We start from the raw sequence: 25,117 nt of genomic DNA on the forward strand, positions 1-25,117 counted from the left end.
GGCTATCTGAGGACCAGCGAACAGTTCAAGGAAACGCATCATGACCGACCTTAGCCATGGCGGCACGACCGCCGCCACGCGCAATGCCGACATTGCCGCCTTCATCCTGCGGGTCTCGACCGGCCTGTGGTTCCTGGTCCACGGGCTGACGAAGCTGCTGGTCTTCACGCCTGCCGGCACCGCCGGCTATTTCCAGTCCGTCGGCCTGCCGGGCGCGCTCGGCTACCTGACCATGCTGGCCGAGATCCTGGGCGGGCTGGTGCTGGTCGCCGGCCTGTTCACCCGCCAGGTCGCGCTGGTCCTGGCCGCCGTCCTGCTGGGCGCGGCCTGGTTCGGCCATGGCGGCAACGGCTTTGCCTTCGGCAATCCCGGCGGCGGCTGGGAATATCCGGTGCTTTGGGCCGTCACCATGGTCGCGCTGGCGCTGCTGGGCGACGGGGCCTGGTCGCTGGGCAAGCGCCGCTGATCCGGGCGCGAAACGATCTTGCGGCGGCCGGCCTTCGGGCCGGCCTTTCCTTGCGCGCATGGCTGGGTTGATTTGTCAGTCCTGCGCGATGGCTCTAATCATCGCCCGAGTTCCAGGGAGGCCGCCATGACCGAGGATTACCTTCACCGCATCCGCCACAAGGCCCTGCGCCAGCGCGTGGTTGGCGCCGATCAGGCCGCCAGCCTGATCCGCGACGGCATGGTGCTGGGCATGTCGGGCTTTACCCGTGCCGGCGAGGCCAAGGCCGTGCCCCTGGCGCTGGCCGAACGCGCCCGGCGCGAGCCGCTGAAGGTGACGCTGATGACCGGGGCGTCGCTTGGCAACGACCTCGACAAGACCCTGGCCGAGGCGCATGTGCTGTCGCGCCGCATCCCCTTCATGTCCGACCCGGCCCTGCGGCGGGCGATCAATGCGGGCGAGGTGATGTATATCGACCAGCACCTGTCCGAGACGGTCGAGCAGCTGCGCACCGGGCAACTGCCGCCGGTGGACATCGCCATCGTCGAGGCGGTGGCGATCACCGAGACCGGCGGCATCGTCCCCACCACCTCGGTCGGCAATTCTGCCAGCTTCGCGCTTCTGGCCGAGAAGGTGATCGTCGAGATCAACCTGAGCCAGCCCGAGGCGCTGGAGGGGCTGCACGACATCTATATCCCCACCTATCGCCCGACGCGCACGCCGATCCCGGTGGTGACGCCGGAAAGCCGGGTCGGCTTCCCCTTCATCCCGGTCCCGCCCGAGCGTATCGCGGCCATCGTGATCTCGACTAAGCTGGACAGTTCCTCGACCATCCACGACCCGGACGCCGAGACCCGCGCCATCGCCAGCCACCTGACCGAGTTCCTCAAGCACGAGGTAGCGCGCTCGCGCCTGCCCAGCCACCTGCATCCCCTGCAGGCCGGCATCGGCACCATCGCCAATGCGGTGCTGCACGGCTTCATCGACAGCCCGTTCCACGACCTGACGATGTATTCGGAAGTGCTGCAGGATTCGACCTTCGATCTGATGGATGCGGGCAAGATGGTCTTTGCCTCGGGCTCCTCGATCACGCTTTCGGCGGCGAAATACCGCGACGTGATGGCGCGGTTCCACGAGTTCAAGCCCCGGCTGGTGCTGCGCCCGCAGGAGATCTCGAACCACCCCGAGGTGGTGCGGCGGCTGGGGCTGATCTGCATCAACACGGCGCTGGAATTCGATCTTTACGGCAACGTCAACTCGACCCATGTCATGGGCACGCAGATGATGAACGGCATCGGCGGCTCGGGCGATTTCGCGAGGAATGCCTATCTGTCGGTCTTTGTCACCAAGTCCATGGCCAAGGGTGGGGCGGTGTCGTCGGTGGTGCCGATGGTCAGCCATGTCGACCATAGCGAGCATGACGTGGACATCCTGGTGACCGAGCAGGGGCTGGCGGACCTGCGCGGGCTGGCGCCGCGCGAGCGGGCGCGGGTGGTCCTGCAGAACTGCGTGGCGCCGGAATGGCGCGACGGGCTGGAGGATTACCATGCCCGCGCGCTGGCGCGGGGCGGGCATACGCCGCATCTGGTCGAGGAGGCGCTGAGTTGGCACGACCGGCTGCGCCGGACCGGCAGCATGAGGCCGGAATGAGGCAAACGCGCCCGGCCGATCCTGCGCGGACGCGTTGCGTGTCAGGCGGTGGCGGGGGCTCTGCCCCCCGCCGATCCGACCCCTCGACGGGGTCGGATCGGCGTCCCCCGGGGTATTTTCACAACAAAGAAGATCACCAGGCCGGGATGACGGCGCCCTGGTATTTCTCTTCGATGAACTGCTTCACCGCCGGGTCGTGATAGGCCTCGACCAGTTGCTTGGCCCAGGGTGCGTCCTCGTCGCCCTTGCGCACGACGATGATATTGGCATAGGGGCTGTCGGGTTTTTCCATGGCGATGGCGTCCTCGTTCGGGTTCAGCCCGGCATCCAGCGCATAATTGGTATTGATGATGGCGATGTCCGCATCGGCCAGGGCGCGCGGCAGCTGGGCGGCGTCGAGTTCCAGGAACTTCAGGTTCTTCGGGTTCCCGGTCACGTCGAGCGGCGAGGGGGTGAGGCCGGTGTCCTCGGCCAGGGTGATCGCGCCCTTGTCCTGCAGCAGCAGCAGCGCGCGGCCGCCGTTGGTGGGGTCGTTCGGGATCGCGACCTTGGCGCCCTCGGGCAGTTCGTCCAGCGATTTCAGCTTGTCGGAATAGACCCCCATCGGCGTGGTGATGGTCTTGGCGATGCTGACCAGATCGAAGCCGCGGTCCTTGATCTGGTTGTCCAGATAGGGCTGGTGCTGGAAGCTGTTGGCTTGCAGGTCGCCATCGGCCAGCGCCTGGTTCGGCACCACGTAATCGGTGAATTCGACGATGTCGATGGTCAGGCCCTTGTCCTTGGCGACCTTGGCGACCTCTTCCATGATCTCGCCATGCTCGCCCGGCGAGACGCCGACCTTGATTTCCTCGGCCGCGGCCAGGGTCGCGGAGAGGGCGAGCGCCGAGGTCAGGGCGGCAAGGCTGAATTTGCGCATGGGTCTTGGTCCTTTCAGGTTATCGGCCCCGGTTGCGGGGCGCGCGCTTGTCGAAACGGGCGGCGATCCATTCGCCGGCCGATTGCACCAGTTGCACCAGCACGATCAGGATCACCACGACGGCCAGCATCACCTCGGGCATGAAGCGCTGGTAGCCGTAGCGGATGCCGAGATCGCCCAGGCCGCCGCCGCCGACGGTTCCGGCCATTGCGGAATAGCCGATCAGGCTGACCACGGCCAGCGTCAGGCCCAGGATGATGCCGGGCATCGCCTCGGGGATCAGCACCTTCCTGACAATCTGCATGGGCGTGGCGCCCATGGCGCGGGCGGCCTCGATCAGGCCGGAATCGACCTCGCGGATCGCGGTCTCGATCAGCCGGGCGATGAAGGGGGCGGCGGCCAGCGTCAGCGACACGATGGCCGCATTGGTGCCAATGGAAGTGCCGACCAGCTTTCTGGTGAACGGCATAATCGCGATGATCAGGATGATATAGGGCAGCGAGCGGGTGGCGTTCACCACCAGTCCGAGGACGGTGTTCAGCCAGGGCGCCGACAGCAGCTCGCCCCGGCGCGAGGTGGCCAGGAACACGCCCAGCGGCCCGCCGATCAGCGTGCCGAGCAGGGTGGAGAGGGCGACCATGTAGAGCGTCTGCAGCGTCGCCTGCCACAGGATCGGGATCAGGTTAGCCGACATAGCCAAGCACCTCGGTCAGAAGCCCGTGTTCCTCGAGGAAGCGGCGCGATTCCTCGAGCCGCGGGGCGGGCAGGGCGACGATCAGGCTGCCGAAGGGCCTGGTGCCGATCTCTTCGATGGCGCCGGCCAGGATGTTCACGCTGACCCCGCGTTCCGAGGTCAGACGCGCCAGCATCGGGTCGGTGGCATGGCTGCCGATGAAGGTGATCTGCACCACCGCCTCGGCCTCGGGGGCTTGGGGCGCGTCCCGCATCTGGCCGGCGACGAATTGCGGCACGGCGACGCCGGTCACGCCGGTCAGGAACGAGCGCGTGGTGGGATGGGCGGGCTTCGAGAAGACCGCGTAGGTCTCGCCCGCCTCGACGATGCGGCCGCCCTCGATCACCGCCACGTGGCTGCAGATGTCGCGCACCACCGCCATTTCATGGGTGATCAGCAGGATGGTCAGGCCCAGGTCGCGGTTGATGGCCTGCAGCAGGTCCAGCACCTGCCGCGTGGTGTCGGGGTCGAGCGCCGAGGTCGCCTCGTCCGACAGAAGCACGCGCGGCCCGGTCGCCAGCGCGCGGGCGATGCCGACGCGCTGCTTCTGTCCGCCGGACAGCTCGGCCGGGTAGCGGCCGGCCTGCGCGGTCAGGCCGACGCGCTCGATCAGCTCGGTGACGCGGGGGGCGATCCTGGCGCGCTCCTCGCCGGCGATCTCCAGCGGCAGGGCGATGTTCTCGGCCACGGTGCGGCTGGCCAGCAGGTTGAAATGCTGGAAGATCATGCCGACCTCGCGCCGGATCCGGCGCAGGCTGGCATCCGAGGCGGCGCCCACGTCGCGCTCGTTCACGATCACCTTGCCGGCGCTGGGGCGTTCCAGCCCGTTCACCATGCGCAACAGCGTCGACTTGCCGGCGCCGGACCGGCCGATGATGCCGGTGATCGCGCCCTGCGGCACGTCCAGCCAGATGTCGTGCAGCGCCACCACGTCGCTGCCGCCCTTCTGCGGATAGCGGCGCGTCACGCCCTGGAATGAGATTGCCGGCCCTGTCATCGCCCCTGCCTTGAATGTCAGGCGAGACCTATGCCCGCCGGGCCGGGCTTGGCAAGGGGCAGGTGCCCGGCAAAAGGGCAATGCCATTCCAAACCGGAGGGTTCGGATGGAATGGCGTTCCTTTCGCCGGCGTTACGCTGCGGAAAGCGCGGCGATGATCGGGCCGAAATCCTCGGCCTTGAGGCTGGCGCCGCCGACCAGCGCCCCGTTCACATGCGGGATGGCAAAGATCTCGGCCGCATTGCCGGGCTTGACCGAGCCGCCATAGAGCAGGGCGAAGTCGGCGCCGTCGGCGAAGCGCGCGGCCAGGCGGTCGCGCATCAGGGCGTGGACCTCGGCGATCTGGTCGTTCGTGGGGGTGCGGCCGGTGCCGATGGCCCAGACCGGCTCATAGGCGATCACCGTGTTCGCGGCCGTCGCGCCATCGGGGACGGAACCGGCAAGCTGGGCCGAGATCACGTCGAGCGTCTGGCCGGCGTCGCGCTGCGCCTCGGTCTCGCCGACGCAGATCACCGCGACCAGGCCCGCCTGATGCGCGGCGACGGCCTTGGCGGTGACCTGGGCGTCGGTTTCGGCATGGTCGGTGCGGCGCTCGGAATGGCCGAGGATCACATGGCTCGCGCCCGCATCCTTCAGCTGCGCGGCGGCGATGTCGCCGGTATGGGCGCCCGAGGTCCTGGCGTGGCAATCCTGGCCGCCGGTGGCGATGCGGCCCTGCGCGCGGACGGCCATGGCATGGACCAGGGTGGCGGGGGGGCAGATCAGCACGTCGCAGCCCGGTGCCGGATGATCGGCCAGCAGCCGGTCGATCTCGGCCAGCGAGGCCAGGGTTCCGTTCATCTTCCAGTTGCCGGCGGCGAGTTTGCGCGGGGCCATCTGCCTCTCTCCCTTTTCATGGACTGACAGGGGATTAGGCCGGGGATTTCGCGCGATCAAGACGGCTGGGCGATGTGGGCGCTAACTTGCGGCAAAAAGGCTCAGGCTTTGGCGGCCGAACCCTCCAGCGGGGTGAAGCTGACCGATTCGCCGCAGCCGCAGCTGTCGGTGACATTGGGGTTGCGGAACTTGAAGCCGGATTCCAGCAGGCCGGATTCATAGTCGATCTCGGTCCCGAACAGGAACATCTGCGCGGTAGGGGCGATCAGCACCCGCGCCGCGCCCTGCTCGACCACCTCGTCGCCGGGGGCGGCGGTCTCGGCCAGCTCCATGGTGTATTCCATGCCGGCGCAGCCGCCCTTCTTCAGGCCGATGCGCAGCCCGCTGGCGGATTTCTGGGCCATCAGCCGGGCGATCTGCCGCTCGGCCGCCTGGGTGATGGTCACGGGGGATTTGCCGGGGATCGAAAACATCTCGGGCCCTTTTCTGTTCGCTGTCTCTCATTTAGGAGCATCGAGGCTGCCGCTCAAGGGGTGCTTGACTCCGGGCACGGGGCGGCTATAAGCGCCGCTTCATTGGTGTTGGTGGACCCCGCAAGGGGAATCCTGTCGGGCAATATGCCAAAGGACAACGCCCTTCGAGAACATAACATAAAGAAGGAGATCAGCGATGACCAAACGCACCGCTGCCAAGTACAAGATCGACCGCCGCATGGGCGAGAACATCTGGGGCCGCGCCAAGTCGCCGCTCAACCGCCGCGAATACGGCCCCGGCCAGCACGGCCAGCGCCGCAAGGGCAAGCTGTCGGACTTCGGCACCCAGCTGCGCGCCAAGCAGAAGCTCAAGGGCTATTACGGCGACCTGACCGAAAAGCAGTTCCGCCGCATCTACGCCGAGGCCGAGCGCGTCAAGGGCGACACCGGCGAGAACCTGATCGGCCTCTTGGAGCGCCGCCTGGACGCGGTGGTCTATCGCGCGAAATTCGTGCCGACCATCTTCGCCGCCCGCCAGTTCGTGAACCATGGCCATGTCGAGGTGAACGGCAAGCGCGTGAACATCGCCTCGTATCGCGTCAAGGAAGGCGACGTGATCTCGATCCGCGAGCGGTCGCGCCAGCTGGCTATCGTGCTGGAGTCGGTCGGCCTGGCCGAGCGTGACGTGCCGGACTACCTGGAAGTGGACCACAACAAGATGACCGCGAGCTTCGTGCGCACCCCGGCCCTGGGCGACGTGCCCTATGCCGTGCAGATGGAGCCGAACCTGGTCGTCGAATTCTACGCGAAGAACTGATCCCTTCAGGATCGCAGGAATGCCGGGCCGTCCCTTCGGGGGCGGCCTTCGCTTTTCCGGCGCCGTCGCAGGGAGTATTTGAAGAACGAAGAAGCCTGGGCCTGCCGGTGTGGCCGGCAGAATATTTGGAAAACGGTGCAGCGCCGCGCCGTTCACAATCGGGCAAGCGCGGGGCGAGCGGCTTGCATGGCGACGAAACATTCTGGCAAATCGGCACGCAGGGCAGATATGGGGAAGGCGATGCGCGGGCTGGTGGTGGCTTTGATCGGGGCGATGGGATTGCCTGCGCCGGCGGGCGCGCAGGAGAATCCGGCCAGGGACGAGCGGCTCTGGACCTGCGAGACCTCGATCGCCGGCGAGCGGACAGCGATCAACTATCTCCGCGATGACGAGTTCCGCGCGAATGTCGGCCGGTTGGAGAAGAATTTCTCCGGTTGGGGACGGATCTCCTGTCCCGGCTACGTCACCCTGCGCGAGATCCTGCGGCGCAACCAGATGGCGGACGACGGCAGCTATTGCCTGCTCTGGGATAAGCAGCACGACACCTATATCGGCGCGCAGAAGGGGCCGCGCAAAGGGAATGCGCTATGCCGCAAGACCTTTTGCGAACGGGTGAACACGGCGCGGCAGGCGACTTTCCGCAATGCCAATGCGCTGGCGGTTGCCGGCTATGATGCGGTGACCCAACGGCCCGGCGCCACGATCCTGGCCGCGACCTCGGGGCAGATGGTCGGCACGCTCGAGGCGGCGGGGGCAGCGGCGATGGGCATGGCGGCCTCGCCGGTAGCGGTGGGTTCGCTGGTGATCGGTTCGGCCGCCGTGGGCGGAAGCCTGTGGTATTGCACCGAGGAATAGGCTCGCCGCCGCCGGGCGCGGCATCCGCCTTCACCGTCTTGCAAATACTCCGCCGGCCATCCCGGCAGGCCCAGGCTTCTTCGTTCCTCAAATACTCCCTGCGACGGCGCCGGAAAAGCGAAGGCCGCCCCCGAAGGGACGGCCCGTCATTCCTGGCCTCCGGCATTCCTGGCCGATGGCCCTGGATCAGGCTTTCGCCAGGTTGCGCAGCACGTAATGCAGCACGCCGCCATTCTCCAGGTATTCGATCTCGACCTCGGTATCGACGCGGGCCTTGAGCTGGATCACCTTCTCGCTGCCATCGGCATAGCGGATGGTGCAGGCGACCTGCGACAGCGGCTTGAACTCGCCCGCCAGCCCGTCGATCGAGATCACCTCGTCGCCCTTGAGGTTCAGCGTCTTGCGGTTCTCGCCGCCGGTGAACTCGAAGGGGATCACGCCCATGCCGACCAGGTTCGAGCGGTGGATGCGCTCGAAGCTTTCGGCGATGACCGCCTTGACGCCCAAGAGGTTGGTGCCCTTGGCCGCCCAGTCGCGCGACGAGCCGGCGCCGTATTCGACCCCGCCGAAGATCACCAGCGGCGTGCCCTGCGCCTGATAGGCCATCGAGGCGTCGAAGATCGAGGTCTGCTGCCCGTCCGGGCCCAGGGTATAGCCGCCCTCGACCCCGTCCAGCATCTCGTTGCGGATGCGGATGTTGGCAAAGGTGCCGCGCATCATCACTTCGTGGTTGCCGCGGCGCGAGCCGTAGCTGTTGAAGTCCTTGGGCGCGACCTGGCGCTCGGTCAGGTATTTGCCGGCCGGGGTGGTCGGCTTGAACGAGCCGGCGGGCGAGATGTGGTCGGTGGTGATCATGTCGCCCAGGATTGCCAGGATGCGGGCGCCGTCGATATTGCTGATCTGGCCCGGATTCTTGGACATGCCGCGGAAATAGGGCGGGTTCTGGATATAGGTCGAGGTCGGCGGCCAGTCATAGGTCTCGCTGTCGGTGATCTCGACCGCCTGCCAGCGCTCGTCGCCCTTGAACACGTCGGCATATTTCTTCTGGAAGGCCTCGCGCGTCACGGTGGCCTCGACCAGTTCCGCGACCTCCTGCGAGGTCGGCCAGATGTCCTTGAGGTAGACGTCCTTGCCCTCGGGCGTCTGGCCGATCGGATCCTTGGTCAGGTTGATGTTCACGTCGCCGGCGATGGCATAGGCCACGACCAGCGGCGGCGAGGCCAGGTAGTTCGCGCGCACGTCCGGCGAAATCCGGCCCTCGAAGTTGCGGTTGCCCGACAGCACGGCGGTGGCGACCAGGTCGTTGTCGTTGATCGCCTTGGAGATCGCCGCATCGCCCAGCGGCCCCGAGTTGCCGATGCAGGTGGTGCAGCCATAGCCGACCAGGTTGAAGCCGATGGCGTCCAGGTCTTCCTGCAGGCCGGCGGCCTCCAGGTATTCGCCCACCACCTGCGAGCCGGGGGCCAGCGAGGTCTTGACCCAGGGCTTGCGGGTCAGGCCGAGCGCGCGGGCCTTGCGCGCCACCAGGCCGGCGCCGATCATCACATAGGGGTTCGAGGTGTTGGTGCAGGAGGTGATCGCCGCGATCACCACCGAACCGTCGCGGATGGCATAGTCCTTGCCCTCGACCGCCACGCTCTTGCGCACGTCGGTGCCCGAGGTGGCGACCACGCCGCCGCCTTCCTCGACCATCTCCTCGGCCGCGGCCGACATGTCCACGCCGCGATATTCGGCCACGGTCTTGTAGAAGGCGCGGGCGGCAAGGTTCAGCGGCGTATAGTCCTGCGGACGCTTCGGACCCGAGATCGCGGGGACGATGTCGCTCATGTCCAGGTGCAGCGTGTCGGTATAGACCGGCTCGTAATCCGTGCCGCGCCAGAAGCCGTTCTCTTTGGCATAGGCCTCGACCAGGGCGATGCGGTCCTCGTCGCGGCCGGTGTTGCGCAGGTAGCGCAGCGTCTCGGCGTCGATGGGGAAGAAGCCGCAGGTCGCGCCGTATTCGGGCGCCATGTTGGCGATGGTGGCGCGGTCGGCCAGCGGCAGGTGGTCGAGCCCCTCGCCGTAGAACTCGACGAACTTGCCGACGACGCCCTTCTTGCGCAGCATGGCCACGACTTTCAGCACCAGGTCGGTCGCGGTGGTGCCTTCCATCATCTTGCCGGTCAGCTTGAAGCCCACGACCTCGGGGATCAGCATCGAGACGGGCTGGCCCAGCATCGCCGCCTCGGCCTCGATCCCGCCGACGCCCCAGCCCAGCACGGCCAGACCGTTGACCATGGTGGTGTGGCTGTCGGTGCCGACCAGCGTGTCGGGATAGGCGACGGTCTCGCCCGCCTGATCGGTGTCGGTCCAGACGGTCTGGGCCAGGTATTCCAGGTTCACCTGGTGGCAGATGCCGGTGCCGGGCGGCACCACGCGGAAGTTGTTGAACGCCTTCTGCCCCCATTTCAGGAAGGTGTAGCGTTCCAGGTTGCGTTCATATTCCAGCTCGACGTTGCGCTGGAAGGCGCGGGGGTTGCCGAAATCGTCGATCATCACCGAGTGGTCGATGACCAGGTCCACCGGGTTCAGCGGGTTGATCTTTTGCGCATCGCCGCCAAGCGCCTTGATGCCGTCGCGCATCGCGGCCAGGTCCACCACCGCCGGGACGCCGGTGAAGTCCTGCATCAGCACGCGGGCCGGGCGATAGGCGATCTCGCGCGGGTTCTGGCCGCCTTGCCGCGCCCATTCGGCGAAGGCCCTGATGTCCTCGACGCTGACCGTGCGGCCGCCGTCCTCGAAGCGCAGCAGGTTTTCCAGCACCACCTTGAGCGAGGCCGGCAGCTTCGAGAAATCGCCCAGGCCGGCCTGGGTGGCGGCGTCGATCGAGTAATAGGCATAGCTCCGAGAGCCCACCTGAAGCTGGCGGCGCGTCTTGGCGGTATCGGTTCCGGTTTCGATGGGCATGGACTCGGCTCCCTATCCTTGAAAAAGGTGGCTGAATGGCGGTGCTGCCTGCCATTTGCCCCTTTTCGGGATGGGGTTCAAGAGGGCGGGACAGGCTTTGTATGCCATTGTATGCCAAATTTTCGCTGCGGCGGCAAGATGTGGGTTTTCCATCACGGTCACGCTGCGGGAACGGGGCACTAACAAAGCATTGATTTGTCGTTCCCCGGCGCGGCGGTTTAGCTGTTGCGGATCGAAGGGGCCGGGAAAACGGGCGACATGACGGCAAGGCGCATCAAGACGACGGCTTGGGGACAGGGGCGGAAGGCGGCGATCCTGCCGGGGCTGGCCTGCGCCCTGTGGGTGCTGCTGGGCGGATTTGCCGCGCCCGCCCTGGCGCAGGACGCAGGCGGGGCGGCCGCCCCCGATCCCGCGCCGGCCGCTGCCGCGGCGCCGCAATCGCCCCAGGGGCCATCCTCCGGGACCGGCGGCGATGGAGCCGCCTTCGCGCCCCTGGCCCCGCCCGCCGCCATGTCCGAATCCGCCCTGTCCGAGGATGAGGACGACGGCATCATCGGCCTGATCGAGGCGCCCGAGGGCGCGCCGGGCGTTCCCGCCGAGGGCATGCCGCCGGTCATCGACCCCGGCGCGCTGGCCGCCTCGGCCATGGTTTCCTTTGCCGAGGTGCAGCCGCGCGCCGGCATGATGGGCCCCATCGGCCACCCGCCGGTGGTGGTCGAGCTTTTCACCTCGCAGGGCTGCTCGTCCTGCCCGCCGGCGGACGAGCTGCTGGCCGACCTGGCCGACCGCGAGGATGTCCTGGCGCTGTCCTGGCATGTCGATTACTGGGACTATCTGGGCTGGGCCGATGAATTCGCCCGCCCCGAATTCACCCGCCGCCAGCAGGTCTATGCCCACCAGGCCGGCGAGCGCGCGATCTATACGCCGCAGATCGTCGTCGGCGGCACCGATACGCTGATCGCGCTGCGCCCGGCCGAGCTGATGGGCCTGCTGCAGACCCAGATGGCGCGGCCTGCGCCGGTCATGGTCTCGTCCAGCCAGGGCAAGGACGGCTTTCGCATCGAGTTGACGCCGCGCGGCGCCATCGCCGACCGGGTGGCGATCATCCTGGTGCGCTATGCGCCGCAGCGGCGGGTGGCGATCAAGGCCGGCGAGAACCGCGGCATCGCGCTGGAATACCGCAACGTGGTGCTGGCGGCCGAGCGCATCGCCGAATGGGACGGCCGCACGCCGCTGCGCATGACCGTCCGCCGCGACAGCCAGAACAGCGCCGATTTCCCGGCCGATACCCGACATGCCATCCTGGCGCAGGAACTGGGGCGGGGCGACCCGCGCTCGGCCAGCGGGCCGATCCTGGCCGCGATCCGGCTGGACTGAACCGCGCCTGCGCCGCCCCGGCTTGCGCCGGCGCAGGCTCCGGGGCAAAACCCGGCCCGTGCCGCAGACGACCATCCCAGACAGGAGCCTCCCTTGACCGAATCGCGCAAGATCGCCCCCTGGCTCAAGGCCGCATTGGAATTCGGCCCGCTGATCCTGTTCTTCCTGGTCTTCATGCGCTTTCGCGACCAGACCGTCAGCCTGGCGGGGCGGGACTATTCCGGCTTCATCCTGGCCACGCTGGTCTTCGTGCCGGTGCTGGCGCTCAGCACGCTGGCGCTGTGGCGGCTGACGGGCAGGCTGTCGCCGATGCAGATCGCGACGCTGGTGCTGGTCGTGGTCTTCGGCGGGTTGTCGGTCTGGCTCAACGACCCGAAATTCTTCAAGATGAAGCCGACGATCATCTACCTGATCTTTGCGGGCCTTCTGGGCGCCAGCCTGGTCCTGCGCCGCAACTGGCTGGAGCTGGTCCTGTCCGAGGCGCTGCCGATGAACGCCGAGGGCTGGCGCATCCTGACCCTGCGCATGGCGCTGCTGTTCCTGACCCTTGCCGCGGCGAACGAGGCGGTCTGGCGGCTGATGTCGGAAACCGCCTGGGTGAACTTCAAGACCTTCGGCCTGCCGGCGATCATGGTGGTCTTCTTCGTCGCCAACGCCCGCCTGTTCGAGCGCCACGCCCAGCCCCGCGACGGCGAATAGCGCCGGCTGCACCCTTGCATGGCTGGCCGGGCGGGTTTAACCCGAATCCCTGAGCATCAGGAGCGAGCCATGTCCCCGGAGTCGAAGTCCCAGGAGCCGAACCAGCCTCTGCATCCGCGCACCCGCGCGGTCCATCACGGCATCCGCCGCAGCCAGTATGGCGAGATGGCCGAGGCGCTGTTCATGACCCAGGGCTTTTCCTATGACAGCGCCGAACAGGCCGAGGCGCGCTTTCTGGGGGCCGGCCCGGACGAGTTCATCTATGCCCGCTACGGCAACCCGACCTCGCGCATGTTCGAGGACCGGATCGCCGACCTCGAGGGCACCGAGGACGCCTTTGCCACCGCCAGCGGCATGGCGGCGGTCAACGGCGCGCTGATGTGCTTTCTCAAGCCCGGCGATCACATCGTCTCGTCGCGGGCGCTGTTCGGTTCCTGCCTCTACGTGCTGGACCTGCTGGCCCGGTTCGGGGTCGAGGTGTCCTATGTCGACGGCACCGACATCGACCAATGGCGCGCGGCGCTGCGGCCCGACACGCGGGCGGTGTTCTTCGAATCGGTGTCGAACCCCACGCTCGAGGTGGTGGACATCGCCGCCGTCGCGGAACTGGCCCATGCGGTCGGCGCGCTGGTGGTGGTGGACAATGTCTTTGCCACCCCGGTCTATTCCCGCGCCGCCCGGCAGGGCGCCGACGTGGTGGTCTATTCCGCGACCAAGCATATCGACGGCTCGGGCCGCTGCCTGGGCGGGGTGATCTGCGGCACGCGGGCCTTCGTGCGCGAGGTGGCCGAGCCCTATCTGAAACACACCGGCGGCGCGATCAGCCCCTTCAACGCCTGGCTGATGCTGAACGGGCTGGCCACGATGGAGCTGCGCGTGCGCGCCCAGACCGACAGCGCCCTGCAGCTTGCCGCCGCGATGAAGGACCAGGCCGGGATCGCCCGCGTGATCTATCCGGGCCTGCCCGAGCATCCGCAGCACGACCTGGTCATGCGGCAGATGGGCGCGGGCGGCACCATGGTCGCCCTCGACCTCGGCTCCAAGGAGGCGGCCTTCGCGGCGATGAACCGGATGCGCATCTTCCAGATCTCGAACAACCTGGGCGATGCGAAATCCATCGTCACCCACCCCTCGACCACCACGCATCAGCGCCTGCCCGAAGAGACGCGCCTTGCGCTTGGCATCACGCCCGGCCTGCTGCGCCTGTCGATCGGGCTGGAGGATGCCGGCGACCTGATCGCCGACATCCGCCGGTCGCTGGGCTGAGCATCGCGCGGAAGTGCCGGAGACCCCTTTCTTTTCCGGCACCGAGCCCCCAGATAGGAGCCGTCCTGACAGGGAGACGACCATGACCGACGCCCGTCCCGTCGCCACCGAGCGCGCCTATCCGGCGCTGAGCCGCGAATACCCGGCCGATTTCCGCGTGGACGACAGCTACAAGGCCAGCCTGCCGGACCTGCAGAACGGCCCGGCCAGCCTGATCGTCGGCGCCCGCGCGCCGATCCAGCATGTCGGCATCTCGAACTTCCGCCTGCCGATCCGCTACCTGACGCAAGAGGGCGGCGAGATCGCGCTGGAAACCAGCGTCACCGGCACCGTCAGCCTGGAAGCCGACCGCAAGGGCATCAACATGAGCCGCATCATGCGCTCGTTCTACGCCCATGCGGAAAAGCAGTTCTCGATGGGCGTGCTCGAGGCGGCGCTGGAGGATTACAAATCCGACCTGGGCAGTTTCGACGCCCGCATCATGATGCGGCTCAGCTATCCGATGCGGGTCGAATCGCTGCGCTCGGGCCTGTCGGGCTGGCAATATTACGACATCGCGCTGGAACTGGCCGAACGGGCCGGGCAGCGGCTGCGGATCATGCATTTCGACTACGTGTATTCCTCGACCTGCCCCTGCTCGCTGGAACTCAGCGAACATGCGCGCCAGATGCGCGGCCAGCTGGCGACGCCGCATTCGCAGCGGTCGGTGGCGCGCATCTCGGCGGTGATGCAGGGCGATACGCTGTGGTTCGAGGACATGGTGGCGCTGTGCCGCCGCGCCGTCGCCACCGAAACCCAGGTCATGGTCAAGCGCGAGGACGAGCAGGCCTTTGCCGAGCTGAACGCCGCCAACCCGATCTTCGTCGAGGATGCGGTGCGCGCCTTTGCCGCCGAGCTGATGGCCGAGCCGCGCATCGGCGATTTCCGCGTCGTCGCCAGCCACCAGGAATCGCTGCATTCCCATGACGCGGTCTCGGTGCTGACCCGGGGCGAGACCTTCGCCCATGCCAGCCTGGACCCTGCGATCTTCGCCGGCCTCAGGGCGTAATGCTGTGGTTGTCCAGCGGAATGGCCTGTCTCCTGACGGCCCGGCTGGCGGCAATCTGGCTTTGTCTGGGCCATCGCTATCCTGAATGGCACCGGCGACGGCTGGCCGAGGGGCGGGCGTCCGGTCCCCTCGCGTTCGGGATGCTCCATGCCAATCCGCTGTTCGACGGCCACGGGTTTCTGGACTGGTACCACCCGCGCAACCGCCGCGAACGCATCCGGTGCTACGCGGTCGGTGCGGTTTTTCTCGCCCTGGCCTTTCTGGTTTTCTGGGGACTCACCGCCGCGGTAGGCGGCCTGTGAACGAAATGAGAACGACGGGCTTTCCCGAGCGCGGCTGCGGGGCTATGGTGCGGGCATGAGCAATTTCGACGACTCGGACGCCTTCGAGGCCGCAGCCGCCCCGGTTCCGCTTTCCCAGCGTGCCATGGGCGTGCGGCCCGCGCCCTATCTGGACGGGCTGAACCCGGCGCAGCGCGCCGCGGTCGAGGCGCTGGACGGCCCCGTGCTGCTGCTGGCCGGCGCCGGCACCGGCAAGACCCGCGCCCTGACCACCCGCATCGCGCATCTGCTGAACCTTGGTCGCGCGCGTCCGGGGCAGATCCTGGCCGTGACCTTCACCAACAAGGCCGCGCGCGAGATGAAGAACCGCATCGGTCGTCTTCTGGGCGAGATGGTCGAGGGCATGCCCTGGCTCGGCACCTTCCATTCGATCAGCGTCAAGATCCTGCGCCGCCACGCGGAACTGATCGGCGATGGCGCGCTGCACCTGAAGCCCAGCTTCACCATCCTGGACACCGACGACCAGGTCCGGCTGCTCAAGCAGCTGATCCAGGCCGAGAATATCGACGAAAAACGCTGGCCGGCGCGCCAGCTCGCGCATCTGATCGACGGCTGGAAGAACCGCTGCCTGTCCCCCGCCAAGCTGCCCCAGGGCGAGGAACGCGCCTTCGACGGCCGCGGCGGCCGGCTTTACGCCGCCTATCAGCGCCGGCTGCTGGAGCTGAACGCGGTCGATTTCGGCGACCTGTTGATGCATTGCGTGAACCTGTTCCAGGCGCATCCCGACGTGCTGCGCGGCTGGCAGGACCGCTTCCGCTATATCTTGGTGGACGAATACCAGGACACCAACACCGCGCAATACATGTGGCTGCGGCTCTTGGCGCAGGCGCATCGCAACATCTGCTGCGTCGGCGACGACGACCAGTCGATCTATGGCTGGCGCGGCGCCGAGGTCGGCAACATCCTGCGCTTCGAAAGCGATTTCCCCGGCGCCCAGGTGATCCGGCTGGAACAGAACTATCGCTCGACCCCGCATATCCTCGCCGCCGCCTCGGGGCTGATCGCGGCGAACAAGGGGCGCTTGGGCAAGACGCTCTGGACCGAGGCCGAAGAGGGCGAGCGCGTCCGCCTGATCGGCCATTGGGACAGCGAGGCCGAGGCGCGCTGGATCGGCGAGGAGATCGAGGCCTTCCACGGCGGCCATCGCCACAGCGTCGGCCGGCGCAGCCTGAACGACATCGCCATCCTGGTGCGGGCCAGCCACCAGATGCGGGCCTTCGAGGACCGCTTCATGACCATCGGCCTGCCCTATCGGGTGATCGGCGGCCCGCGCTTCTACGAGCGGCAGGAAATCCGCGACGCCATGGCCTATTTCCGCCTGGCGGTCAGCCCCACCGACGACCTGGCCTTCGAGCGCATCGTGAACGTCCCCAAGCGCGGGCTGGGCGACAAGGCGGTGCAGAAGATCCAGGTCGAGGCGCGCGAACGCGGGCTGTCGCTCTTGGAGGGCGCGGCCTCGGCCGTCGCCACCGGCGCGATTGGCGGCAAGGGCGCGGGGGCGCTGCGCCAGTTCACCGAGGCGATGGGCCGCTGGCACGCCGATGCGCTGGACAGCCGCGTGAACCATGTCGAGCTGGCCGAGCGCATCCTGGACGAATCCGGCTATACCGCCATGTGGCAGAACGACAAGAACCCCGACGCGCCGGGCCGGCTCGACAACCTCAAGGAACTGGTCAAGGCGCTGGAGGAATTCGAAAACCTTCAGGGCTTCCTGGAACATGTCGCGCTGGTCATGGACAATGACAAGGGCGAGCAGTCCGAGGAGGTCAGTATCATGACCCTTCACGCCGCCAAGGGGCTGGAATATCCCATCGTCTTCCTGCCGGGGTGGGAGGACGGGCTGTTCCCCAGCCAGCGCAGCATGGACGAAAGCGGCATGAAGGGGCTCGAGGAGGAACGGCGCCTGGCCTATGTCGGCATCACCCGCGGCGAGGAGCTGGTGACGATCAGCTTTGCCGGCAACCGCCGCATGTATGGGCAATGGCAGTCCAGCCTGCCCTCGCGCTTCATCGACGAACTGCCCGAGGATCATGTCGAGGTGCTGACGCCGCCGGGCCTCTATGGCGGCGGCTATGGCGCGGCGGCCCAGCCCTTTGCGCAATCGGTGATGCACGAACGCGCGGCGCGGGCCGATGTCTACAACTCGCCGGGCTGGAAGCGGATGCAGGAACGCTCCGCCCAGCGGGCCCAGCCCGTGCATCGCACCCCGGTCGTCATCGACGCCGAGCCGGCGGCGCGGTTTTCGGTCGGCGACCGGGTATTCCACCAGAAATTCGGCAATGGCACCATCATGGGCATCGCCGAGGACACGCTGACCATCCAGTTCCCCACCGGCTTCAAGACGGTGAAGGCGGGCTACGTGCAGCCCTCGTCCGGCGGCGGCGCGCTGGACGACGTGCCGTTCTGAAGCGCCTGCGCCGCGCACCCCGCCATCCCGGCCGCGCCCCCCGATTGCACCCGCTGAACCGGCGGATCCTCTACAACCGCGCCTCCGGCCATCCCGCGCGGTTGCACCGCCGCAGCCGTCTTCTTCGTTCTTCAAATACTCATCCGGCGGCGCAACCGGCGCGGCGCTTGACCCCGAAGGCGCCGCGCCCTATCTGAGCCTTGCGCGGATGGCCGGATGACCGCGGCGGCAACGTCGAGGAAAGTCCGGACTCCATGAAGGCACGGTGCCGGGTAACGCCCGGCGGGGGCAACCCCAGGGAAAGCGCCACAGAGATGAGACCGCCGGCGGCACGCCGCAGGCAAGGGTGAAACGGTGGGGTAAGAGCCCACCGCGGGGCTGGCAACAGTCCCGGCACGGCAAGCCCCACCGGGAGCAATGCCGAATAGGGACCGCGCGTCGCAAGACAGGGCCGCCTTCGCCCCAGCAGGTCCGGGTTGGCAGCTAGACCCCGTCAGCAATGGCGGGGCCAGAGGAATGGTCATCGAAGGGGGCGACCCCGGAACAAAATCCGGCTTACAGGCCATCCGCGCAAATCTTTCCTGATCGCTCCGGCAAGCGGCCCGCGGGCCTTTGGCGGGCACGGTTCGGGGGCGGTCGATTTTCGCCGCAAGGCTGTCGATTTCCGGCCGATTCCCGGTTGACTTCGCCCGTTCTGCCGCTAAAAGGCGGGCTTCAAGAGAATTCCACGGGGTTGGCGAGACGCATTTTGCCCCGCAGCAGGAGCGAAAGAGATGGCGAAGCCGACGACGATCAAGATCCGTCTGAACTCGACGGCCGGGACCGGGCATTTCTATGTCACCAAGAAGAACGCCCGCACGATGACCGAAAAGATGACGGTCAACAAATACGACCCGGTTGCGCGCAAGCATGTCGAATACAAGGAAGGCAAGATCAAGTAGGATCTGCCCCTTCGACGGGACCATGCAAGGCCGCGCCCCGCAACGGGCGCGGCTTTTCCTTTGGGCCGCCGCTCCGCCAGCCCCTCAGGCGGCCGTGGCGACCAGGAAGCTGCGCGGAAAGGGCAGCAGCACCCGGCCCGCGGCTTCGGGGTAATGGGGCGCGATCCCGCGGCGATAGGCGGCAAGGAACTCGGGCCGCTCGGCCTTGTCCAGCCGGTCCAGATAGGGTCGCAGCGCCGAGCCGAGGAACCATTCCACGATCCCTTCCAGCCCGTCCAGCTCGACATGATAGACCGTGCGCCAGACATCGACGCGGGCGCAGGACGGGCGCAGCAGGGCATGCAGTTCTGCCGGCGACAGCAGCGGCCGGCGTTGCCCCGCCGCCCCGGCCAGCCGGGCCGACCAGCGCGGATCGCCGGCGGCGCGGCGCATGGCCACATGGCTCGGCTCGTCCAGATTGTCGGGCATCTGCACCGCCAGCACGCCGCCGGGGCGCAGCAGCCCGACCAGATGCGGCAGCAGCGCCCGGTGATCGGGCACCCATTGCAGCGAGGCATTGGCAAAGATCAGCTCGGGCGGTGCCTCGGGACGCCAGCTTTCGACATCCCCCTGCACGAAGCGGCAGCCGGGCAGGGCGGCCTGGGCGGTGCGGATCATGTCGGCGTCGGGATCAAGGCCGACGATCTGCGCGCCGGGAAAACGCTCGGCCAGCAGCGCGGTGGAATTGCCCGGCCCGCAGCCGATGTCCGCCACCAGGCCCGGCGTCTCCAGCGGCACCGCCGCCAGCAGGTCGCGCGCCGGGCGGGTGCGGTCGCCCAGGAATTTTGCATATTGTGCGGCCGACCATTGCACGGCGTTTCCTCCGCCCCCGATTCGTCCGCAGCCTAGCGGATGGGCCGCGGCGGAAACAGGGCGCGCGCCGGTCGCGGCCCTAGTGGAAATCGCGCGATTTCGGCAGCACCCTGACCTGGCGCGGATGGCCGGCGCGCGGGGCCGGCAGGGCCGGGGAGGTCTCTCCGGCCAGGCGCAGCAGCGCGTCGGAGCGGTCGCCCAGCCAATGCGCGACGATATGGGTCACGCCCGCGGCGCGCTGCAGCTGGCCATGCACTTCCAGCAGGCGGGCGGTCATCACCACCTTGCGGAAACGCGCGAAGGTCTTTTCCCAGATCACCAGGTTCGCCACCCCGGTCTCATCCTCCAGCGTGACGAAGCAGGTGCCGTTGGCGCTGCCGGGACGCTGGCGCACCAGCACGATGCCGGCCATGCGCAGGCTGGCGCGGTTCGGCAATCGCGCCAGGCCCGCCGCCGGGACATAGCCCTGCGCCGTCAGGCTGCGGCGCAGGAAGGCCATGGGATGGGCCTTCAGCGACAGGCGCAGCGTCTGGTAATCGGCGGCGACATGTTCGCACAGGGCCATGGCAGGCAGGGCGACGGCGGGCTCGGCCCCCTCGTCCCGGCGCCCGAACAGCGGCAGTTCCGGCGCGTCGCGCAAGCCGCGCGCCTGCCACAGCCCCGCCCGCCGGTCGAGCCCCATCGAGCGCAGCCCGTCCGCCGCCGCGATCAGCCGGATGGCGCGGGCATCGAGTCCGGCGCGCGCCTTCAGGTCGGCCAGGTCGGCATAGGGTTCGTCCCGTGCCGCCGTGATCCTGCCGGCCAGCGCCTCGGACAGCCCGTCGATCTGGCGCAGGCCCAGGCGCAGGGCGAAGGCGCCGTCGCAGGGCTCCAGCGTATTGTCCCATGCGCTGATGTTCACATCGGCCGGCAGCACGGTGACGCCGTGGTCGCGCGCGTCGCGCACGATCTGGGCGGGCGCGTAGAAGCCCATCGGCTGGCTGTTCAAGAGCGCCGCGGCGAAGGCGGCCGGGTGATGGCATTTCAGCCAGGCCGAGACATAGGCCAGGTGCGCAAAGGCCGCCGCATGGCTTTCGGGAAAGCCGTAATCGCCGAAACCCTTGATCTGGTTGAAGCATCGCTCGGCGAAGTCGCGGGTGTAGCCGCGTTCGACCATGCGGCCGACCATGCGGACCTCCAGCCGGCCGATGGTCCCGCGCGAGCGGAAGGTGGCCATGGCCTTGCGCAGCTCGTCCACCTCGTCGGGGGTGAATTCGGCGGCGACCATGGCGATCTTCATCGCCTGTTCCTGGAAGATCGGCACGCCTTCGGTGCGGAACAGGATATTTTTCAGCTCGTCCGGGTCGCCATCCTTGGGGCCGGGGTAATCGACCGTCTCCAACCCCGCCCGGCGGCGCAGATAAGGGTGGACCATGTTGCCCTGGATCGGGCCGGGACGGACGATGGCGACCTGGATCACCAGGTCGTAGAACTCCTTGGGCTTCAGCCGCGGCAGCATGGCCATCTGCGCCCGGCTTTCGACCTGGAAGGTGCCGATGCTGTCGCCCCTTTTCAGCATCTCATAGGTCGGCTGGTCGTCATGGTCGAAGTCCGAAAGCGCCAGCGCCTTGCCGTAATGCACCCGGACCAGCTCGAAGCATTTGCGGATGCAGGTCAGCATCCCCAGCGCCAGCACATCGACCTTGAGGATGCGCAATTCGTCGATGTCGTCCTTGTCCCATTCGATGAAGCTGCGCTCGGGCATGGCGGCATTGCCGATGGGCACGGTCTCGGACAGCGGCCCCTCGGTCAGCACGAAGCCGCCGACATGCTGCGACAGGTGGCGCGGCATGCCGATCATCTCGTCGGCCAGCCTGACCGCGCGCCGCAGCAGCGGGTCGTCCAGGTCGAGCCCCGCCTGGTCGGTCGAGGCGGCGGAGATGTCCTTGCCCCAGCTGCCCCAGACCGTGTCGGCAAGCGCCGAGGTCACGTCCTCGGACAGGCCCATGACCTTGCCGACCTCGCGGATGGCGCTGCGCGGGCGATAGTGGATCACCGTGGCGCAGAGGCCGGCACGGTCGCGGCCGTATTCGTCATAGATGTGCTGGATGACCTCCTCGCGCCGCTCATGTTCGAAATCCACGTCGATGTCGGGCGGCTCCTTGCGGTTTTCGCTGATGAAGCGCTCGAACAGCAGCTGATGCTTGGCGGGATCGACCGGGGTGATGCCAAGGACGTAGCAGACCGCCGAATTGGCCGCCGAGCCGCGGCCCTGGTGCAGGATCGCCGCATCATGGGCAAAGCGCACGATCTCGTGGATGGTCAGGAAATATTGCGCATATTCCTTGCGTGCGATCAGATCCAGTTCCTTGCGAATGGTGGCTTGGACCTGCGGCGGGATGCCGTCGGGATAGCGCCGGCGGGCACAGCGCCAGGTCAGATCCTCGAGATGCTGTTGCGGGGTCAGGCCGGCGGGCACGGTCTCCTTGGGATATTCGTATTGCAATTCGTCCAGCGAAAAGCGGCAGCTGTCGGCGATCTCGCGCGTGGCGCGGATGGCATGGGGCCAGTCGGAGAACAGGCGCACCATCTCGGCCGGGGGTTTCAGGTAACGCTCGGCGTTCTGCGCCAACAGCAGGCCGGCCTCTACGATGGTGGTGCCCTCGCGGATGCAGGTCATCACGTCCTGCAGCGGGCGGCGGTCGGGCGCGTGGTAATGCACGTCGTTCACCGCGACGATGGAGAGCCCCGAGGCCCGCGCCCCCCGGTCCAGCCGGTTGATCCGCGCCCGGTCGTCGCCGCGATAAAGCCAGCTTGTCGCGACATGGGACAGCTGCGGCAGGCGCGCGGCCAGTCCGGGCAGGGGCGACAGATCCTCGCCCGGCAGCCAGACCAGCCGCAGCCCCTGCGCATGGGCGGCCAGGTCGCCAAGGCTCAGGTCGCAGCGCCCCTTCTGCTGCCATTTCCCGTCCAGGTCGTGCCGCCGCCCCTTGGTGATGAGCGCGGCGAGCCGGCCATAGGCGGCGCGGTCGGTGGGATAGGCCAGGAAGGCGGTGCCGTCCGCCAGCACGATCCGCGCCCCGATCACCGGGCGCAGCTGCAGCTTCTTCGCCGCGGCATGCAGCCGCACCACGCCGGCCAGGCTGTTCAGGTCGGCGATCCCCAGCGCGTCATAGCCCATCAGATGCGCCGCCAGCGCCAGTTCGCGCGGATGCGAGGCGCCGTGCAGGAAGCTGAAGGCGCTGGTCACGGCCAGTTCGACGTAATCCGCGGGCGGGTTCGGGACCTCGACCTTGGGCAGCAGGATCTCGGGGCGGGAATGATGGTCGGGCATCAGGCGAATATCCCGTGCAGGAACCAGCGCGGCGTGCCGCCGCGGCCGTCATGGACCAGCCCCTCGCGATAGATCCACAGCCGCAGGCCGCTGTCGTCCTCGATGCGGAAATAGTCGCGCAGCCGCGTGCCGGCGCGGTCGTGCCACCATTCCGGGGCGATGCGCTCGGGCCCGGCATGGCGGGCGACGCGCAGGGTCTGCCGACGCCAGACGAACTGCGCCGGCGGCCCCTCGGGGATGACGTAGAGGACGCGGATCTCCTCGGGCGGGTTGAGCAGGCGGATGGGCCGGTCGGGGCGCGCGGGCGGGGCCGGGTCGGCGGCCAGCGGCGGGCCGGGGGTTTCGGCGCGTTCGGGGACATGGCTTTCGCGCGGCAGCGGGCGGCTGATCGCAGCCGTGCCGAAGCGCGCCGCCAGCCGGTCCACCAGCCGCGCCAGCGCCAGTCCCTGGGGCGCGGCGCCGTCCAGGCCGGGCTGGGCCTGGGCCAGCGGCTCGACCGCCTCGGCGGCCAGCCGGATCAGGTCGAAGCCATAGCCGGGGTCCAGCCGCTCCAGCCGGCCGTCGAACAGCCGCAGCAGGTGGCCGGGATCGCGCGTGGGCGCAGCCATGGCGACGCGGATGTCGCGCCGCTCGCCATCGACGCGAAAGACCGACAGGCACAGCCGCCGGCAGCCGCGATCCGCCGCCGCCATCTGCGCGCAAAGCGCCTCCAGCAGGCCGGGCAGCCAGTCGGATGGGTCCATCACCGGCTCGGCCAGCCGGGCCTCGGCGCTGTATTCGGGCGCGGGCTCGGGCGCGTCCAGCGGCTCGGCCGCCCGCCCCAGCGCCTGGTCGAGCCGGACCAGCGGGTTGTCCTGCGGCAGGGCGCGGGCAAAGCGGCGCATCAGCGACAGACGCGGAATGACGGCCAGGTCGCCGATGGTCCTGAGCCCCAGCCGGCGCAAGAGCAGCAGGGTCTCGTCCGACAGCCGCAGCCCCGCGACCGGCAGCGGCGCCAGCGCCGGCAGCGGATCGGTGCAGATCGCGCGCTCGGGGCCAAGGCGGGCCAGCGCCCAGGCCGCGCCGCGCGTCGGCGCCAGCGCCAGCCCGGCCGTCAGCCCGGCGCGGGCGAAGCCGGCCTGGATCTGGGCCAGCATCGCCGCCTCGCCGCCGAACAGATGCGCGGCGCCGGTGGTGTCGAGGACAATGCCGTCATCGCCGTCGGGCGTGCTCCAGGGCCCCCAGCGTCGCGCCCAGAAGGCCAGCCGCGCCAGCCTGGCCGCGTCGCGGTCGGGCTCGGCCGGCTCGATGCGCAATGCGGGGCAGATGGCGCGGCAATCCACGGCGCGGGCGCCGATCCGGGCGCCCGCCTGCTCGGCGGCCCGGTTCGCGGCATGGATCACGGGCCCATGCGGGCCGGGCGCGGCCAGGGCCAGCGGGATCTCGTCAGGCCAGGCGTCGCCCCGGCGCGCGGCGCGGCTCTGCCAACTCTCGATCGCGAGGCGGGGCAGAGAAATCGAGACGATCCGCCGCCCGGTCATGGCGCGCCACCCAGGTCGAGGGCGGCCGGCCGCGCGCCCGGAACAGTTCCGCCAGCCAGCGCGGCGCGCCCGGCGCCTGCGGGTCGTCCGGGTCGGGGACCGAGGGCAGCGGCGCCAGCCGCCAGCGCATCCGCGCCGCGCTGGGTTCCGGCCGGGCGGCATGGCGGATCAGCCAGCAGGGCAGGCCCGCCGCCTCGGCCCGCAGCGCCAGGCGGCGGCTGGCGGTAAAGCTCAGCGCCGGGGCGGGGCCATGGATCTCGCCCACCACGGCGGCAAGGGCGCGGCCTTGCAGCCCGTCCTCCAGCGCCGCCAGCACATCGGCGGGGCGCGTCAGGTCCAGCCGCAGCAGATCGCGGCCCATGCCGGGCAGGAAGGGGGCGCCGAACTCGGCCCGGCTCAGCCGGTCCTGCGCCCAAAGCACCAGCCCCGGCGGCAGGGCGGCCAGGACGAATCCGGGCGCCGCGCCCGCCAGGGGACGGGTGCCGAAGGCTTCGGACAGGGTCGGCGCGGTCGGCTGCGGCGCCGCGGGGACTGGCGCCCGTCCGAAAGGCGCCACCCCGGATGGGAAAGGGCGAGCGGACATGGTTTCAGTCAATGTGTTCCTGATTTGTTCCTATCCCTTGTCCAGGGATTCGTCAATCCGGC

20 protein-coding genes, 1 other RNA gene and 1 pseudogene are annotated in these 25,117 nt (G+C 68.5%); 12 read left to right on the plus strand and 10 right to left on the minus strand.

All coding sequences use genetic code 11. From position 1 onward, the window contains the following. Positions 1-40: 40 nt before the first annotated feature. Both E3U25_RS04135 and scpC read left to right on the plus strand, forming a co-directional pair. A complete protein-coding gene (locus tag E3U25_RS04135; protein WP_116221123.1) occupies positions 41-466 on the plus strand; it encodes a DoxX family protein in 426 nt (141 codons plus the stop codon). A gap of 126 nt (positions 467-592) precedes the next feature. Further along, positions 593-2,095 (plus strand): succinyl-CoA:acetate CoA-transferase ScpC, encoded by a 1,503-nt coding sequence (gene scpC / locus E3U25_RS04140; RefSeq protein ID WP_116221122.1) that lies wholly within the window; start codon positions 593-595, stop codon positions 2,093-2,095. Between the two features lie 133 nt (positions 2,096-2,228). On the opposite strand, the gene E3U25_RS04145 is transcribed toward scpC, so the two are convergent. The 5 genes from E3U25_RS04145 to E3U25_RS04165 form a co-directional block, all read right to left on the minus strand. After that, entirely contained in the window at positions 2,229-3,011 is a 783-nt protein-coding gene (locus E3U25_RS04145; RefSeq protein WP_116221121.1) for a MetQ/NlpA family ABC transporter substrate-binding protein, read from the minus strand. A gap of 19 nt (positions 3,012-3,030) precedes the next feature. Further along, positions 3,031-3,705, minus strand: a complete 675-nt coding sequence (locus E3U25_RS04150) for a methionine ABC transporter permease (RefSeq protein WP_116221120.1) — start codon at positions 3,703-3,705, stop codon at positions 3,031-3,033. Next, positions 3,695-4,741, minus strand: coding sequence for a methionine ABC transporter ATP-binding protein (locus tag E3U25_RS04155; RefSeq protein ID WP_116221119.1), 1,047 nt, complete (start codon positions 4,739-4,741; stop codon positions 3,695-3,697). The genes E3U25_RS04150 and E3U25_RS04155 overlap by 11 nt, the downstream gene beginning before the upstream one ends. A 132-nt stretch (positions 4,742-4,873) precedes the next feature. Then, positions 4,874-5,617 carry a triose-phosphate isomerase gene (gene tpiA, locus E3U25_RS04160; RefSeq protein WP_116221118.1) on the minus strand — a complete coding sequence of 248 codons (744 nt, stop codon included), beginning with the start codon at positions 5,615-5,617 and terminating at the stop codon, positions 4,874-4,876. A 101-nt stretch (positions 5,618-5,718) separates the two neighbouring features. Continuing rightward, entirely contained in the window at positions 5,719-6,090 is a 372-nt protein-coding gene (locus tag E3U25_RS04165) for a HesB/IscA family protein (protein WP_036756906.1), read from the minus strand. A gap of 196 nt (positions 6,091-6,286) precedes the next feature. Between E3U25_RS04165 and rpsD the strand changes: the two genes are divergently transcribed. Beyond that, on the plus strand, positions 6,287-6,907 hold the full coding sequence (rpsD, locus tag E3U25_RS04170; protein ID WP_036756914.1) for a 30S ribosomal protein S4: 621 nt from the start codon (positions 6,287-6,289) through the stop codon (positions 6,905-6,907). A gap of 78 nt (positions 6,908-6,985) precedes the next feature. Further along, positions 6,986-7,762: a hypothetical protein gene (locus E3U25_RS04175; RefSeq protein ID WP_281029273.1), complete on the plus strand. Its 777-nt coding sequence runs from the start codon at positions 6,986-6,988 to the stop codon at positions 7,760-7,762. A gap of 186 nt (positions 7,763-7,948) precedes the next feature. Here E3U25_RS04175 and acnA read toward each other — a convergent pair whose 3' ends face one another. Further along, positions 7,949-10,708 (minus strand): aconitate hydratase AcnA, encoded by a 2,760-nt coding sequence (acnA, locus tag E3U25_RS04180; protein WP_116221117.1) that lies wholly within the window; start codon positions 10,706-10,708, stop codon positions 7,949-7,951. A 258-nt stretch (positions 10,709-10,966) separates the two neighbouring features. On the opposite strand from acnA, the gene E3U25_RS04185 reads away from it, so the two are divergent. From E3U25_RS04185 to rpmG, 8 genes and pseudogenes are all read left to right on the plus strand, one after another. After that, entirely contained in the window at positions 10,967-12,085 is a 1,119-nt protein-coding gene (locus E3U25_RS04185; RefSeq protein WP_116221706.1) for a DUF1223 domain-containing protein, read from the plus strand. Between the two features lie 93 nt (positions 12,086-12,178). Then, complete coding sequence (locus tag E3U25_RS04190) at positions 12,179-12,784, plus strand: inner membrane-spanning protein YciB (protein ID WP_036756925.1); 606 nt, start codon at positions 12,179-12,181, stop codon at positions 12,782-12,784. 69 nt (positions 12,785-12,853) lie between these two features. Further along, complete coding sequence (metZ, locus tag E3U25_RS04195) at positions 12,854-14,050, plus strand: O-succinylhomoserine sulfhydrylase (protein ID WP_116221116.1); 1,197 nt, start codon at positions 12,854-12,856, stop codon at positions 14,048-14,050. A 118-nt stretch (positions 14,051-14,168) separates the two neighbouring features. Next, a pseudogene (folE2, locus tag E3U25_RS04200) lies at positions 14,169-15,098 on the plus strand (GTP cyclohydrolase FolE2); the annotation flags it as partial. A gap of 20 nt (positions 15,099-15,118) precedes the next feature. Beyond that, positions 15,119-15,400: a hypothetical protein gene (locus tag E3U25_RS04205; protein WP_116221114.1), complete on the plus strand. Its 282-nt coding sequence runs from the start codon at positions 15,119-15,121 to the stop codon at positions 15,398-15,400. Between the two features lie 55 nt (positions 15,401-15,455). Further along, complete coding sequence (locus E3U25_RS04210) at positions 15,456-17,846, plus strand: ATP-dependent helicase (protein ID WP_116221113.1); 2,391 nt, start codon at positions 15,456-15,458, stop codon at positions 17,844-17,846. Positions 17,847-18,050: 204 nt separating this feature from the next. Continuing rightward, positions 18,051-18,420: RNase P RNA component class A (gene rnpB, locus E3U25_RS04215), an RNA gene on the plus strand. 199 nt (positions 18,421-18,619) lie between these two features. Next, positions 18,620-18,787: a 50S ribosomal protein L33 gene (gene rpmG / locus E3U25_RS04220; RefSeq protein WP_036638206.1), complete on the plus strand. Its 168-nt coding sequence runs from the start codon at positions 18,620-18,622 to the stop codon at positions 18,785-18,787. Between the two features lie 84 nt (positions 18,788-18,871). Here rpmG and tam read toward each other — a convergent pair whose 3' ends face one another. From tam to E3U25_RS04240, 4 genes are all read right to left on the minus strand, one after another. Continuing rightward, the gene (gene tam / locus E3U25_RS04225) at positions 18,872-19,639 is read right to left on the minus strand and encodes a trans-aconitate 2-methyltransferase (RefSeq protein ID WP_116221112.1); all 768 of its coding nucleotides are present in this window, start codon (positions 19,637-19,639) and stop codon (positions 18,872-18,874) included. Positions 19,640-19,718: 79 nt separating this feature from the next. Next, positions 19,719-22,952, minus strand: a complete 3,234-nt coding sequence (locus tag E3U25_RS04230) for an error-prone DNA polymerase (RefSeq protein WP_116221111.1) — start codon at positions 22,950-22,952, stop codon at positions 19,719-19,721. After that, positions 22,952-24,472, minus strand: coding sequence for a Y-family DNA polymerase (locus E3U25_RS04235; RefSeq protein ID WP_116221110.1), 1,521 nt, complete (start codon positions 24,470-24,472; stop codon positions 22,952-22,954). Before E3U25_RS04235 ends, E3U25_RS04230 begins: the two co-directional genes overlap by 1 nt. Then, positions 24,378-25,055, minus strand: coding sequence for a hypothetical protein (locus E3U25_RS04240; protein WP_116221109.1), 678 nt, complete (start codon positions 25,053-25,055; stop codon positions 24,378-24,380). Before E3U25_RS04240 ends, E3U25_RS04235 begins: the two co-directional genes overlap by 95 nt. Positions 25,056-25,117 lie beyond the last annotated feature (62 nt).

Source organism: Paracoccus versutus (genome assembly GCF_029909795.1).
GTDB classification, from domain to species: Bacteria; Pseudomonadota; Alphaproteobacteria; order Rhodobacterales; family Rhodobacteraceae; genus Paracoccus; species Paracoccus versutus.

What these genes read in the sequence shown, in the direction of transcription:
- E3U25_RS04135 (WP_116221123.1), top strand. Translation starts at nt 41, where the DNA reads ATGACCGACCTTAGCCATGGCGGCACGACCGCCGCCACGCGCAATGCC.
- scpC (WP_116221122.1), top strand. Translation starts at nt 593, where the DNA reads ATGACCGAGGATTACCTTCACCGCATCCGCCACAAGGCCCTGCGCCAG.
- E3U25_RS04145 (WP_116221121.1), bottom strand. Translation starts at nt 3,011, where the DNA reads ATGCGCAAATTCAGCCTTGCCGCCCTGACCTCGGCGCTCGCCCTCTCC.
- E3U25_RS04150 (WP_116221120.1), bottom strand. Translation starts at nt 3,705, where the DNA reads ATGTCGGCTAACCTGATCCCGATCCTGTGGCAGGCGACGCTGCAGACG.
- E3U25_RS04155 (WP_116221119.1), bottom strand. Translation starts at nt 4,741, where the DNA reads ATGACAGGGCCGGCAATCTCATTCCAGGGCGTGACGCGCCGCTATCCG.
- tpiA (WP_116221118.1), bottom strand. Translation starts at nt 5,617, where the DNA reads ATGGCCCCGCGCAAACTCGCCGCCGGCAACTGGAAGATGAACGGAACC.
- E3U25_RS04165 (WP_036756906.1), bottom strand. Translation starts at nt 6,090, where the DNA reads ATGTTTTCGATCCCCGGCAAATCCCCCGTGACCATCACCCAGGCGGCC.
- rpsD (WP_036756914.1), top strand. Translation starts at nt 6,287, where the DNA reads ATGACCAAACGCACCGCTGCCAAGTACAAGATCGACCGCCGCATGGGC.
- acnA (WP_116221117.1), bottom strand. Translation starts at nt 10,708, where the DNA reads ATGCCCATCGAAACCGGAACCGATACCGCCAAGACGCGCCGCCAGCTT.
- E3U25_RS04185 (WP_116221706.1), top strand. Translation starts at nt 10,967, where the DNA reads ATGACGGCAAGGCGCATCAAGACGACGGCTTGGGGACAGGGGCGGAAG.
- metZ (WP_116221116.1), top strand. Translation starts at nt 12,854, where the DNA reads ATGTCCCCGGAGTCGAAGTCCCAGGAGCCGAACCAGCCTCTGCATCCG.
- E3U25_RS04205 (WP_116221114.1), top strand. Translation starts at nt 15,119, where the DNA reads ATGGCCTGTCTCCTGACGGCCCGGCTGGCGGCAATCTGGCTTTGTCTG.
- E3U25_RS04210 (WP_116221113.1), top strand. Translation starts at nt 15,456, where the DNA reads ATGAGCAATTTCGACGACTCGGACGCCTTCGAGGCCGCAGCCGCCCCG.
- rpmG (WP_036638206.1), top strand. Translation starts at nt 18,620, where the DNA reads ATGGCGAAGCCGACGACGATCAAGATCCGTCTGAACTCGACGGCCGGG.
- E3U25_RS04230 (WP_116221111.1), bottom strand. Translation starts at nt 22,952, where the DNA reads ATGCCCGACCATCATTCCCGCCCCGAGATCCTGCTGCCCAAGGTCGAG.
- E3U25_RS04235 (WP_116221110.1), bottom strand. Translation starts at nt 24,472, where the DNA reads ATGACCGGGCGGCGGATCGTCTCGATTTCTCTGCCCCGCCTCGCGATC.
- E3U25_RS04240 (WP_116221109.1), bottom strand. Translation starts at nt 25,055, where the DNA reads ATGTCCGCTCGCCCTTTCCCATCCGGGGTGGCGCCTTTCGGACGGGCG.